At 51.2% G+C, this 13,580-nt stretch carries 11 protein-coding genes; 4 read left to right on the top strand and 7 right to left on the bottom strand.

Annotated features, from left to right (window positions below; all coding sequences use genetic code 11):
- Positions 1 to 33: 33 nt before the first annotated feature.
- Entirely contained in the window at positions 34 to 654 is a 621-nt protein-coding gene (rlmE, locus tag PSCS_RS01720) for a 23S rRNA (uridine(2552)-2'-O)-methyltransferase RlmE (RefSeq protein WP_068810070.1), read from the bottom strand.
- Between the two features lie 181 nt (positions 655 to 835).
- On the opposite strand from rlmE, the gene PSCS_RS01715 reads away from it, so the two are divergent.
- Positions 836 to 1,582: a TrmH family RNA methyltransferase gene (locus PSCS_RS01715; RefSeq protein WP_229694666.1), complete on the top strand. Its 747-nt coding sequence runs from the start codon at positions 836 to 838 to the stop codon at positions 1,580 to 1,582.
- Positions 1,583 to 1,589: 7 nt separating this feature from the next.
- Here PSCS_RS01715 and PSCS_RS01710 read toward each other — a convergent pair whose 3' ends face one another.
- Together PSCS_RS01710 and PSCS_RS01705 are read right to left on the bottom strand one after the other, a co-directional pair.
- A complete protein-coding gene (locus PSCS_RS01710; RefSeq protein ID WP_082866383.1) occupies positions 1,590 to 3,167 on the bottom strand; it encodes a histidine kinase N-terminal 7TM domain-containing diguanylate cyclase in 1,578 nt (525 codons plus the stop codon).
- A 103-nt stretch (positions 3,168 to 3,270) separates the two neighbouring features.
- Positions 3,271 to 5,034 (bottom strand): ABC transporter transmembrane domain-containing protein, encoded by a 1,764-nt coding sequence (locus tag PSCS_RS01705; RefSeq protein WP_068810067.1) that lies wholly within the window; start codon positions 5,032 to 5,034, stop codon positions 3,271 to 3,273.
- Between the two features lie 249 nt (positions 5,035 to 5,283).
- On the opposite strand from PSCS_RS01705, the gene PSCS_RS01700 reads away from it, so the two are divergent.
- The 3 genes from PSCS_RS01700 (at position 5,284) to PSCS_RS01690 (ending at position 8,897) form a co-directional block, all read left to right on the top strand.
- Positions 5,284 to 5,886 (top strand): YbhB/YbcL family Raf kinase inhibitor-like protein, encoded by a 603-nt coding sequence (locus PSCS_RS01700; protein WP_157885590.1) that lies wholly within the window; start codon positions 5,284 to 5,286, stop codon positions 5,884 to 5,886.
- A 73-nt stretch (positions 5,887 to 5,959) separates the two neighbouring features.
- Positions 5,960 to 8,401 (top strand): M1 family metallopeptidase, encoded by a 2,442-nt coding sequence (locus tag PSCS_RS01695; protein WP_106387065.1) that lies wholly within the window; start codon positions 5,960 to 5,962, stop codon positions 8,399 to 8,401.
- Complete coding sequence (locus tag PSCS_RS01690; RefSeq protein WP_157885589.1) at positions 8,385 to 8,897, top strand: DUF6702 family protein; 513 nt, start codon at positions 8,385 to 8,387, stop codon at positions 8,895 to 8,897. Before PSCS_RS01695 ends, PSCS_RS01690 begins: the two co-directional genes overlap by 17 nt.
- A gap of 63 nt (positions 8,898 to 8,960) precedes the next feature.
- Here the strand turns inward: PSCS_RS01690 and PSCS_RS01685 are convergent, their stop codons facing one another.
- From PSCS_RS01685 to PSCS_RS01670, 4 genes are read right to left on the bottom strand one after another with little or no spacing between them, the layout of a single operon-like run.
- Entirely contained in the window at positions 8,961 to 10,175 is a 1,215-nt protein-coding gene (locus PSCS_RS01685; RefSeq protein ID WP_068810064.1) for an ABC transporter permease, read from the bottom strand.
- Between the two features lie 11 nt (positions 10,176 to 10,186).
- The gene (locus PSCS_RS01680; RefSeq protein WP_068810063.1) at positions 10,187 to 11,494 is read right to left on the bottom strand and encodes an ABC transporter permease; all 1,308 of its coding nucleotides are present in this window, start codon (positions 11,492 to 11,494) and stop codon (positions 10,187 to 10,189) included.
- Positions 11,495 to 11,507: 13 nt separating this feature from the next.
- On the bottom strand, positions 11,508 to 12,200 hold the full coding sequence (locus PSCS_RS01675) for an ABC transporter ATP-binding protein (RefSeq protein WP_068810062.1): 693 nt from the start codon (positions 12,198 to 12,200) through the stop codon (positions 11,508 to 11,510).
- A gap of 16 nt (positions 12,201 to 12,216) precedes the next feature.
- Positions 12,217 to 13,494 carry an efflux RND transporter periplasmic adaptor subunit gene (locus PSCS_RS01670; protein ID WP_068810061.1) on the bottom strand — a complete coding sequence of 426 codons (1,278 nt, stop codon included), beginning with the start codon at positions 13,492 to 13,494 and terminating at the stop codon, positions 12,217 to 12,219.
- Positions 13,495 to 13,580: the final 86 nt, after the last annotated feature.

The following is a 13,580-nucleotide window of genomic DNA, read 5'->3' as shown; positions in this document are numbered from 1 at the left end:
AGGCGATAAAGTCGATAGTGCAGATGTGTGGGCTCAAGGGCGAAAGCCCTTGCCCACCAGGTACACTTCACGGGAACGTGGCCGGGACGCTTTCGGTTTTCTGATCAGGACTTTATCAAAGCTGCTGCGCAAATCTTTCACATAGGCCTCGTAACCTTCACCCTGAAACACTTTGGCTAAAAAGCCGCCTCCAGGTTTTAGTGTATTTCTGGCCATATCCAGTGCCAGCTCTACCAGGTACATCGAGGCAGCCTGATCTGTGGCATCAATGCCTGACAGGTTGGGCGCCATGTCTGACATGACAAGATCGACCTGGTTGCCATCCAGGGCTGTGATGATTTCATCGTAAACTGCCTGCTCTGTGAAGTCGCCTTGTATGAAATGAACATCGGCAATACTGTCCATGGGCAGGATATCTGAAGCAATGATTTTACCTTTGGCCTGTAATCTGGCCGCGACTACCTGTGACCACCCGCCTGGCGCTGACCCCAGGTCCAGTACTGCTCCTTGTCGAGGCAGCAGTTGATCTTTATCCAGGATTTCTATCAATTTGTAGCTGGCGCGTGAACGGTAGCCATCCACCTGGGCCTGTTTTACATAAGGGTCGCTGACGTGTTCATTCAGCCAGCGTTTGCTGCTTTTGGATCGAGCCATAAGGATGTTTTCGGTGACATTGCAAAAACAAAAGCATAGCATATCTGCAGTATTTCTTGCTGACAGTCAGGATGGAGGGCGCCATTGGCGTCGCAAATATTAGCCGGGCTGTAATGGACAGGAATGATTACTAGCAGCAATAAAAGTAATAACACCCATAGCGATGACAGGCAAAATAACGTTGAGATTTACCGCGACAGAGTTAAAACAGCTCGCCCAGAAAAAGTTTCGCCAGCAGGCGCCCTGGTTTCTGGCAGAAGGTGAGCATCTGATAAGTGAGCTGACACGAGCCTCAGTCAGCAATCCTGAGCTATGTAACAGTCTCTTGCTGGTCGATGAAAACTATACCGGGGAGCTGCCGTCCGGGTTTGGTGTGCAAACGATTAAGTCAGGTATTATGGCCCGGATCAGCGATACAAAAACGCCTCAGGGCGTTATTGCCTGTGTGCCAAAGTCGGCGCTTCCCCGGTCAGTAACGCCGCCGGACAGTGGCAAGAGCATTCCCGCTGTATACTTATACCAGGTTCAGGATCCAGGTAATCTGGGTACCATATTGCGCACGCTTGCCTGGTTTGGACAGTATCAGTGCCTGTTGAGCCCGGACAGCGTTGATCCTTTCAATGGTAAATGCGTGCGTGCCAGTATGGGGGCCATTTATCATGTTCCGGTGGAAACCCAGGTTGAACCAGCCACGTTGTCAGAGCGGTTTTCCCGGATTGCCTGCCTGGATATGCGAGGAGATCCAATGAGCTCAGCTGATTTTCGCCGTGCTGATTGCCTGGTGTTTGGCAATGAAGCCAGGGGACTACCCGAATGGCTGGCGGATAATCAACATTGTCAACGGTTTACCATCCCTGGCAGCGGAAATATCGAGTCATTGAATTTGGCCAGTGTGCTTAATATGGCCATCTATGAGCGAAACCGCTAACCCGTTATTACTGACTCCGGGTAGCTAATGGATAACGGCGAATTTCACCATCCATACGTGCAAATGACACGGCATTACGTCCTGACTGTTTGCTGTAGTACAGCGCTTCATCGGCTTTGGATATCAGCAGGTCAGCGCTACCTTTCGCGGAGAGCAGGCTGGCAACCCCGATGCTGACCGAAATATGGAATTGTGTGCCTTCATTCGCCATAAAAACTTCCCTGGTCAGGGCTGTACGTATTCGGTCAGCAACATGAAGTGCGCTTTCCAGGTCTCTGCCCGGGAGCAGCAAGGCAAACTCTTCACCTCCCAGCCGCGCAAGCAGATCCATCTCGTTCAGTTGGTGTTGCATTGACTGTGCCGCCTGGCTGAGAACGCGGTCACCTGTCTGGTGCCCATAGGTGTCATTGACTTGCTTGAAGTAATCAAAATCCAGAATGGCAACAGACAGGTCATTATTCAACTGTTGGCTGATTGACCATGCATGGTTAAGTTGCTCGTAAAATCGGCGACGATTGGCCAGGCCAGTCAGTTCATCAATATGGGCCATGTGATCCAGTTTGTTGTTCAGTTCCTTGAGTTGCACCTGTGTCTGAATCAACGTTTCCTGAGTGGCGACTTCCTGGGTAATATCCCGCATAACGACAATTCGGCCATAACTATGGTTGTTCAGGTTCAGGGGTGAGGAAAACCGAATGTCCAACCAGAGACCTCCCAGTCTCATCTGGCTGCTTTCATTCTCCGGTTTGTGAAGAAATCCTGCCGGAAGCAAGGTGTCAATTGTTTCGCCGATGGCCAGTTCATTGTTAAGCAGTTTTTGCGCACTCGGGTTCCTGTCTACAATCAACAGGCGGTGATCGATGACAATGATGCCGTCAGCAAGTTGCCTGAAAATCTCACGCCTGGCGACCAGGGAGACTGAGAACAGTTTCTGACGCAAGGCAACCAGGGCAATCAGGGATGCAATAGCAAAACCACTGGGAGTCGGGTCTACAGGTAAGGGGTTGAGATCAAACAGATAAGCCATATTGGCGATCAGCACAAACACAGGTGCGCAAGAGACTGCCAGTAACTGTGACCAATGACCGGATGATGCCCTGATGCGCAAAATCAGGATAACGGTTCCAGCAAGCACCACCATATAGGCGCAAAGGGCGTACACCTGAAACCAGGGGCCGTATTCAATCTGGCTGGCAAGCTGGCCGGGAATGACCTGAAAAGATTGCCAAAGCTGAGAATGGTAGTCGTTAGTAAAAGCGGCAAAAACTGTGATGCCCGGTAATATCCACAGGACAGTCTGATATTTTCTTAGCCAGTGGTTGTAATCGCTGTATGACAGGGCAAATGCCAGCCACATAAAAGGCGTAAAGGCGATGCCGATATACTGCAGTTTGGCAAAGAAATATCGGTAAGAATATATCTCCCATGGCAATACAATCCATTGGCCCATACACCACCAGGCAATCAGGAAGCTCAACAGACTAAAGTAGAGGTTGGCCGGATAGCGAACATACTTGTTGCTGTTTAATGCTGCATATAATGCCGTCAGCATGCCGACGAAGGATGGAAGCGCCCACCAGGACATCCGTAGCACCAATATTGAAGGTAGAGTGGAGTTCGCTGGATTCTTGCAGACTCAGATTCTAACGTCAATTTTTCTGCAGTGACAGGTGTCGTTACCTTTGTTACTACTGCGAAAACTGCAGGTTTGCCAGCCGGGCATACAAGTCACAAGTTTCCATCAGTTCGTCATGTTTGCCAAGCGCTACCAGGCGGCCCTGGTCGAGAACGGCGATTCGATCGACATTGCGGACAGTTGCCAGGCGGTGCGCGATCACGATAGTCGTTCGTCCAGGCATCAGTTTTTCGATGGCGAGCTGTACATTCCTTTCACTTTCGGCGTCGAGGGCACTGGTTGCTTCATCCAGTAGCAGAATTCTCGGGTCTTTCAAAATGGCGCGAGCAATGGCCAGGCGCTGTTTCTGGCCGCCCGACAGCCGTGTTCCTGACTCGCCTAAAAAACTGTGCCAGGTGTCAGGCAGGCGGTTAATGAACTCACTGGCAAAAGCGGCGTCGGCAGCTGCCTGCATGTCATCGTCACTGGCCTCGGGTCTGCCATATTTAATATTGTCGGCTATGGTTCCTGTGAAAATGGCCGGTTGCTGGCTGACAAGCGCGACATGGCGCCGTAGATCTTCATGAGGCACTTTTAACAGGGATTGGCCATCAAGTCTGATGTCGCCGCTATCGGGGTCGTAAAAGCGCAGTAGTAAATCCAGTAATGTCGATTTTCCGGCACCTGACGGGCCCACCAGGGCGAGGCTGCTGCCGGCAGGTATTTCGAGGCTGAGATCATGCAAGGCAGCCTGTTCGGGGCGTGTAGGGTAGTAGAATTTAAGGTTATTTATTTCTATTTTGCCGGTGATTCTGTCCGGCAGGGAATCAGTGATTTTAGTCTGAGATTCAGCGACCTCGACATTCAGCAGTTCCATTAACCTGTCAGTAGCACCTGCAGCACGCTGCAGGTCGCCGATTACCTGGCTGACAGCACCGACAGCGGTCGCCACCATTACGGCATAGACGATGAAAGCTGTGAGTTCACCGGCACTCATCCTGCCGCTGATGACGTCCTGTCCTCCTACCCAGATCATGGCGGCCAGAGCAGTGAATACCAGAGTCATCACCAGGGCAATCATGATGGAACGGGACTTGATTTGTGACAGTGCTGCGCGGAAGGCCAGCTCGGTGTGCTGGCCGAACTGGCGGATATCTTCGCTCTGGTGATTGTAGGCCTGTACGGTTTTAATTTGCTGAATACTTTCGCCGACGTAAGCGCCGACATGGGCGACTTCTTCCTGTGTGCTTCTCGACAGGCGGCGCACCCTCCGGCCGAATAGCACGATGGGGCCAATAACAACGGGAATACAAAGCAGAACCACACTGGTCAGGCGTGGGTTGGTGATAAACAGAAAAATCACTCCGCCAAACAGCAGCAATATATTACGCAGTGAGACAGAGGCGGAAGAGCCGATCACAGTCTGCAACAGGGTAGTGTCGGTGGTGATTCGCGACTGAATTTCACCACTGCGGTTTTCTTCAAAATACGCAGGCGGTAATGAGAGCAAATGGCGGAAGACAGCCTGCCGAATGTCTGCTGTCACTCGCTCACCCAGCCAGGAGACCCAGTAAAACCGGCAGAAGGTGCCGGCTGCCTGCAGCATGGCCATGACAATAAAAGCGGCAATTGCCTGGGTAAGGGATTGCTGAGAGCCGGCTACAAACCCCGAATCGACAATGACCCGCACGAACTGAACCAGTCCTAATGTAATAGCAGCTGTGAAAATGAGAGCCAGCATGGCGGTGAGCATTTGCCAGCGATATGGCCTGACAAACCCCAGGGCCTGAAGAAGTGGGTGGCGGTTGTTCGGTCGTTGTCGGGAAGGTGAACTCATAGGGATAGTTGCTGCTTGCTGGCTGATTTGACTGATGATGCGTTAAACGGAGTGTATTGCACTGCTATTTCCTGCCCGGACAGTTGTGAAGCGGCTAGGTGTCGACTATCCTGATTTCAGGCGAATCGGCTGACTGTCGTCATTACAGTACAGTTGCTATCGTAATAGTGCTTTATGAAAGCATTTTCATAAAAATCTTCAAAAAGTATCTACATAAAAATCATTGGCATGCAAAAAGGAGTATCAGTCATGTTATATCACGCAATGATCATTAATACAGTGCACAAAGTCAGGTCAGTTTCCACTCAGTATCTGGCCATGCTGGCGTTAATGATTGTGTTTCCCACGGCTCAGGCAGCTGAAATGGAAGACACGATCACAGTCAGCAGTACCGCTTTTGAGCATCATGGTACTGTGCCGCTGGCTTATTCTGCCTATGGCGACAATACTGTGCCGTCAATCACCTGGTCAGACTTGCCGGAAGGAACTCAGCAACTGGCTCTGGTCATGGATGATCCAATCGCACCGACACCTCAGCCTTTCGTGCATTGGGTGGCTTATAATATTCCTGCAGACGCTGAGGGCCTCCCGGAAGGTCTGACCCGAGAAGCAGAAGTGAATGTTGACGGGCTGGAGGGTATGATAAACGGCGTAAACGGTTTGCGACAGACCGGTTATTTTGGCCCTAGACCGCCAAAAGACGGTAAACTGCATGCTTACCACTTCCGAATATATGCGCTGGATAGCGAACTTGATCTGCCAGCGGGCCTGAATAAAGCTGAGTTGCTGGAGGCTATTGATGGCCATGTGCTGGGCACAGGCATGTTAATGGGACATTACGAAGAGAAGTAATAATCTGATCTGTTGTCAACGACCCGGCATTTAACGCTGTCGGGTCGCAAGGTTGCAAATGAGGAGCAGCAAGATGAAATGGCGGAACGCAGGGCTGGGTACATTGGCAATGGCAATTTTTGCGGGAGCCGTATCCGCGCAGCCGGTGGTGCAAAGCAAAGGCAATTACATTGATAAGTTCAGGCAACTGGATGAATCTCTGCCAACCGCCAACATCTATCGCAATGCAGCCGGCCAGCCTGGTCACGCCTATTGGCAGCAACAGGTAGATTATGACATTCAGGTCACGCTTGATGAGTCCCGAAGACGGCTCAGTGGCAGTGAAACTATCCGCTATGAGAACAACTCACCGGATACACTGAGCTACCTCTGGCTGCAGCTTGATCAGAATATTTTCCGTCCCGACTCGCGGGCATCGATGTCCAGTGACTTTTCCCGCAGCGGTGGCCGATCACTGCCTGTCGAAAGTGGTGCCAGAAGTGAACCGGCGCGTATGAGCCTGTCGGAACTGCGCCGTATGCAGTTTATTGAAGACACGCCGATGGGGTATGACCTGGAGTCAGTGACAGATGTCGCTGGTAACGAGTTGTCTTACACCGTGGTCGGAACGTTGTTGCGCCTGGACCTGCCTGCGCCACTGCGCTCAGGCGAAGAGGTCGAATTCCAGATCGATTTCAGTTTCAACATTCCCGAAGAGGATGCGGTATCTGCGCGAAGTGGTTATGAGCATTTTCCGGAAGATGAGCGCGAGGGCGGCAATGATATCTTTGTGATTGCGCAGTGGTTCCCGCGTCTGGCAGCCTATACCGACTATGAAGGTTGGACCAACAAAGAGTTCCTGGGTAGCGGCGAATTCACACTGGAGTTTGGTGATTACGATGTCGAAATCACTGTACCAGATGATCATATTGTCTCTGCTACCGGGGTGCTGCAAAACCCGGCTGAAGTGCTGACTGCCACTCAGCAGCAGCGACTGGAATCTGCACGTGACGACGAACGTCCGGTTTACATTGTGACCCCGGAAGAAGCCCTGGAGAATGAGCGCGAAGGCAGCAGTGATACCAAAACCTGGCGCTTTGAAGCCGATAACGTGCGCGATTTTGCCTGGGCATCGTCACGCAAGTTTATCTGGGATGCCAAAGGGTTTGAGCAGGATAGTGAAGAAGTGCCATTCGTCATGGCCATGTCATTCTTCCCCAAAGAAGGCGACCCGCTCTGGTCGGACTATTCGACAGAAGTCGTCATCCACACCATGGAAGTCTACAACCGGTTCGCTTTTGATTATCCTTATCCTGTGGCACAGTCGGTCAATGGGCCGGTAGGCGGCATGGAATACCCCATGATCACCTTTAATGGTCCGCGTACTACCTTGCAGGATGATGGCAGCCGTACCTATTCACTGTCAGAAAAACAGTTCCTGATTGGTGTGGTGATTCACGAGATCGGCCATATTTATTTCCCGATGACAGTCAACACTGATGAACGTCAGTGGACCTGGATGGATGAGGGCCTAAACAGTTTTCTGGATGCTGTAGCAGGACTGGAGTGGGATCCTGATATCCCCTGGGGTAATGAACCCCGCAATATCGTGCCTTATATGGTATCGACGGATCAGCAGCCGATTATGACTCAGTCCGACAGCGTTACACGCCTTGGACCTAATGCCTACTCCAAACCAGCCACGGCACTTCGCATACTGCGTGAGACTGTGATGGGGCGGGAGTTGTTTGATTTTGCCTTCCGTGAATTTGCTCAGCGTTGGAAGTTTAAACGTCCCACGCCTGCGGACTTTTTCCGTACCATGGAAGATGCTTCCGGCATTGACCTGGACTGGTTCTGGCGTGGCTGGTTCTACACCACTGACCATGTTGATATTGCGCTGGAGCAGGTCTATGAAATGCGCTTGGATACCCATGACCCGGATATTGACCTGAATCGTCAGCGTGAGGCGGAGGCCAACAAACCTGCGTCAACATCAGCGCTCAGAAACCGCGAAGAAGGTATGCGCCCCTGGGTAGAGCGCAACCCTGATGTACGCGATTTTTATGATGAAAATGATATTTATACGGTGACCAACAAGGAACGTAACGAGTACCAGAGTTTCCTGGACAGCCTGGAGCCCTGGGAAAAGGCAACCCTGGAACGGGCACTGGAAGAAGATCGACATTACTATGTTTTATCTTTCAGTAATCAAGGAGGGCTGGTGATGCCCTTGCCTTTGCAGCTGACCTATGAAGATGGCAGCACTGAGCGAGTCGATATCCCCGCCGAGATCTGGCGTCGAAATGCGCATCAGGTCAGCAAACTGATTGTGTCGGACAAAGCACTGGAAGAAGTCGTTCTGGACCCGGAGTGGGAAATTGCCGATGCCGATATTCATAACAACTATTATCCACGGCGTATTATTCCTTCCCGTGTTGAAGCTTATAAATCGTCGCAGAGTTCTCGTCTGGTTGATCGCGACATCATGCAGGACATTAAAACCGAACTGAACAGTGATGATGAAGAAGAGTAGTAGTCTGTGTGCAGGGTTGGCATTGTTGCTGGCTCTGCTGAGTGTCAGTCCAGCCTGGTCGCATCAGCAAAAGGCGGCGCTTACTGAAATCCTCTTTAATGAGCGCAGCGGCTCTCTGGAGGTCGTACATCGTTTTTACCTGCATGATGCGGAGCATGCAATCCGGGATGTAGTTGATGCCAATGCGGATATTATCGGTTCGCCGGAAAGCCAGCGTCGCTTTGCAGAATATGTGCAATCGAACTTCGCCATCATTGATGAGTCCGGACGTTCACTTGAGCTGAGGCCTGTAGGGTATGAAGCGGATGGTAATTTCTTCTGGGTGTATCAGGAGATTTCCTTGCCAGAAGATATGAATGCGATGACTGTGACTAATAACAGTTTGCGCGAAATATGGCCTTCGCAAATTAATACGGTCAATATAAAAAAAGAAGGTCAGGTAACCAGCCTGACCTTTCGGGATCAAGTAGAGCAGCTGCAGGCGCAACTGCCCTGATCTCCCAACGTCGCTATGCTCTTTTTCTGTTACATGAATTAACTGCTACTCGTTGCAACACTGTTATATGTTTCGGGTAGCGGTAGCAGGAGACATTCGGGAAGCTCGCCATGCAGGGCCTACCACTGCCAGTTGACCCAGTACCAATAACACCGCCATACCGGCTGGCACGAAGTACCATTGCAGTGGCGCCAGGTCGAAGTTATTGACAAGAAACATATTCAAAGCCACGGTCATGATGGCGCCGAATATGACTCCCACGGTACTGATAACAAAATTTTCAACCAGAAAATAACGCAATATCTGTATATGTCCTGCACCGAGAGCGCGCCGTGTACCAATCTGGCGTCGTCTGCGGTTGATTGTAAATACGGCCAGTCCGACAATACCCAGGCCAGTAATAAACATCAGAATGCTGACCACAATGGAAAGGATGCTGGTCATCGCATTATCGGGAATGAAAGTGATTGTACGGGTCTGTTCGAAGGTCTGATTTTCCCGTAATACCCGGGTGTCATTTTGCGCAGCAAGAGTTTCCTCCACCCGTGGCAGGTTCTCGTCGCGATACCCTGGCTCATGACGAACCAGGTAGTAGTTTCCCCCATCCAGTTCAATTTCCGGATAGATCACAGAGTTTTCTGCAAAGTCGGCACTTGGCCAGGGAACCTGCAATCTCTCGACAATGCCTTTGATCTGCAATGCCGTGTCATCGGCAGCGTAAAAAATTCGACCTATTGTGGTTTCCGCTGCGTCATCCGGGTAAAGCGCTTCTGCCATCGCACGGGTGACAATGACTGAAGTGTCTGTTCTGGCCGTGCCGGGTTCATGTCGAACAATTTCATTCGGCGAAAAATTCTCTCCGGCGATCAGCTCCAGTCCCATCGTTGAAATCGCATGATCGTCACTTCTGTATTGTGCCGCCATCACGGCCAGCTCCAAACGACCGGGTTCAACCATATACCCATTTGATGAGCCGCTGCTACTAACGGGTATTGCATTAATGACGGTAGCATCGGCTACCCCCGTCATTCCTCTTAACACTCTCAAGTCATTATCTGTGGTTGCTTCGGCATTAAAACTTTCACCGTACCCGATGGAGAGGATATGAGTTATATTCGCCTCATCCAGACCACTTGGTTTCGTCATGTGTTGTGAGCGCTCCTGAATGATGTAAATGGCATTGACGATCACGGTCAGTGTCACCATGATTTGTAGTGCGATCAGTAAGGCGCCGGTTTTATTACGCAGTAATGATCTTAGTATCGGTCCGAATTCCATATGAATGCTCCTTACTGCGTTTTCAGATGAATGGCAGGGTTAATCCGGCTGGTACGCCAGATCGGGTAAAGACCGGCAAAGACGCCGCTGATAATGGCAAGGCCAACGGTAGTCATCGCCATCGTCATATCAATGCCGAGCCAGTCGAGAGGGATATCACCACTTAACAAGATCTTGACGCCTTCCATGCCCAGTACGGCAAAACCAAGCCCAAGCAGTCCACCAATTGTGCCAAGTACACCGGTTTCGATGGTGTGTTGAATCATCAATGATGATTTGTTGGCTCCCAGCGCCTGGCGAACGCCCAGTTCAGCCGATTTTCCCAGGAACTTGGCCAGCAACAATCCTACGGTGTTGAGCAGACAAACGGCTAACAACAGGCCCGCCAGTACGGTAAGAACCTTGATTTCGTTGGGGAGCGCTTCCTGCTCTTCCATCCATTCAATGACATTGAACAGACGTTTATCGACAGGAACCCGCATCCGCCCAAAAGCACGCTGTTCTTCAACATAACTGTTCAGAAATGACTGATATTCATTGAAAGCGTTCTGATCCGGCAATTGCACCCAGTACTGTATCCAGGCACACTCAGCATTCAGGAAAGCCTGAAAGTCGTCACCTTCCGGTGGTGCCCAGCAATTGGTATTACCAGATCTCCTTAATTCCTGGGAAGCAATGAGGTGCCAGGGCACATAAACTTCTTCACTGACATTAAACTGACCATTGTTAAGGTCGTAGAATTTAGGAATTGGCTGCCACTCATCAAGCACGCCGACGATGGTGAATACCAGGCCACCAAGATCCAGGTTTTTGCCGACTGAATTTTCGCCACCAAACAGGCGATCATTCATGTCCCGGGAAAGGACAACAACCTGCTCCCCATTACTGTCACTTTCTGCGCCCCAGGGGCCGCCATACAGGAAAGGCACGTCAAACATGGTGAAGAAATCACTGAGTGCGCCTCGGCCGTTAGCAAAAAATGGCGCAATATTCCGGCTTGGTGGTTCAATCGCTTCAGAGAATCTTGAAGTGGCGGTGCGCGGGTAATCAAAAGGCGCTTCCAGCATGGCCATCGCATCACGGTATGTCAGTTGTGGTGGAGGCTCAAACGCTGAAATAGCAGGATCGCCATAATCAAACTGTATGTGGTATAGCTGATCACTCTTTTGAGGAATAGGATCGCCGCCCATGATGTAGGTCAGGGTATATACAACCATAAAGGCGCCGATACCCACCGCGATTGCCAGGACCATCAGTGAGCTGAGTACGGGGTTGCGACGGTAGCTGAGTAAAGCCAGCTTGATATAATAAAAAAACATGATTTACCCTCTCTCAGGCTACCGCTGCTGTGTTGCGGCGTGCGTCATCGCGGATCTGGCCGTCCAGGATGTCAATGTTTCTGCGACTGTTCTGGGCCAGTACAGGGTCGTGTGTCACCATAATGATGGTAGTGCCTTTGGCATTAATTTCATGCAGCAATGACATAACGCCTGCTGCTGTTTTTGAATCCAGGTTACCGGTTGGCTCATCAGCCAGCAGGAATCTGGGGCTGCCTGCCAGTGCGCGAGCAATGGCAACACGTTGCTGTTGACCACCGGAGAGCTGCGCAGGCAGGTGCTTGCGTCGTGACCACAACCCCACATTGGTTAGTGCCTCCTCAATGCGCTGATGTCGTTCACCACGCCCCAGGCCTCGGTAGCGAAGGGGGACATCCACATTGTCAAACAAGTTCAGGTCGGGCATCAGGTTGAAGCTCTGGAAGATAAAACCGATCTTCTGGTTTCTCAATTTGGCACGTTGCCGGTCGCCAAGGCGGGAGACGTCTTCGCCATCCAGCAGGTACTGGCCGGCGGTTGCGTTTTCTAACAATCCTGCAATGTTGAGAAAGGTGGTTTTTCCGCATCCGGATGGGCCGGTAATCGTGACGAACTCACCTTCATCTACCTCGAGGTTAATCTGGTCCAATGCCTTGGTTTGCACTTGTCCGGTCAAAAATGTTTTACCAATATTTGTCATCTGTAGCATGGTGTGTACTCCTGGTTCAGTTATTTATGAGTATGGCTTCTGCGCCACTGACTGCGTCAGTTGATGAAACAATCACGCGTTCGCCCTCTTGCACTCCGTCAATAATTTCGACATGGCTAAGGCTGGTGGCACCCATGGTGATGGGACGGCGGTGCGCCAGACCGTTTTCAATGATGTAAACGAAACGACCGCTGCCACTCTCGATGAACTGTCCTCTGGGCAGGGTCAGTACGTTCTCACGTTGTTCCAGCAAGATTCGGGTTGTCAGACGCTGGTTCTGGCGCAGTGTGTCAGGTGATGATTCTGGAAAGCGCAGGCGTCCGGTAACCTGGTTGTTCACGATTTCCGGAGAGATGGCGACCAGTGTGGCGGTCAGGTTTTCCTGGGGCAGCTGTATTTCTGCTTCCATGCCAATAGCCAGATCAGCCACATAAGATTCAGGAATTTGTACTTCCACTTCAAAGGCGGATAAATCAACGACGCTCATCACGGGTTGGTTGCGTGAAACGCTGGATTTCTGCTCAACCAGCAGGTTACCGACGATGCCGCTGGCGGGAGAGAGGAGTGTAAGATTAGCAACCTGGCGCTTCAGGTCCTCTACAATCAACGACTGCTGTTCAACCGAAAGTTCGCGTGTCTGCACTTCAAAAGATTGACGTTCCTTGTCCAGCTCTGCATCCATTTCGGCGTGCCGGTGTAGCACTTGTGCGGTTTCCAGGTCATCACGAGCACGCTCGAGATCCACGGCCGATAATGCGCCGCGCTCGAATGCCTGTTCTGCCCGGGTCAGCTCCCGCTGGGCTGCATTCAGGCGAATAGCCGCATCATCCATCGCTTTCAGGTTGACCAGTTGCTGTTGCTGGGTGGTGATTTGCTGACGCTCCAGTTCAACCCGCATGGAGTTAAGGCGTGACTCTTCCTGGAGTAACCGGTTATCCAGTTCCGGGCTGTCAATGCTGGCCAGCTCTTCACCTGATTTGACAGTATCACCTGCAGCGACAGAAAAAGTGATGACACCATCATCGCTGGCATACAGCACCGGGCTGACTGCAGCGACGACGCGGCCAGGTACGGTCACATCACGGATGAAACTTTCACGTGTCACGGTAGCAACCCGGATCTGGTCGAGTGACATCGAATCCTGAGCCTGGCCCCATCTGGAAAAAGTAGGAACAGCCCACCAAAGAACAGTGATTAAACTGAGAGCGACGACGGTGATGACGGCATAGCGCTTTTTACGGTCTGGTTGAACCGTCAGGACAGTATCCTGCGCTGATGTATCCGCAATTTTCATTTTGTTTTCTTCCTTGTTTATGTTTCTGACAGGGATACAGCAAAAACAAGGCCAACAATGGAAATCATTTTAAATACAATTAGATA

This window comes from Pseudohongiella nitratireducens, from assembly GCF_001642735.1.
Classification (GTDB): domain Bacteria; phylum Pseudomonadota; class Gammaproteobacteria; order Pseudomonadales; family Pseudohongiellaceae; genus Pseudohongiella; species Pseudohongiella nitratireducens.
Note: the sequence above shows the minus strand (reverse complement) of the source record. Positions and strands in the feature narration are given on the sequence as shown.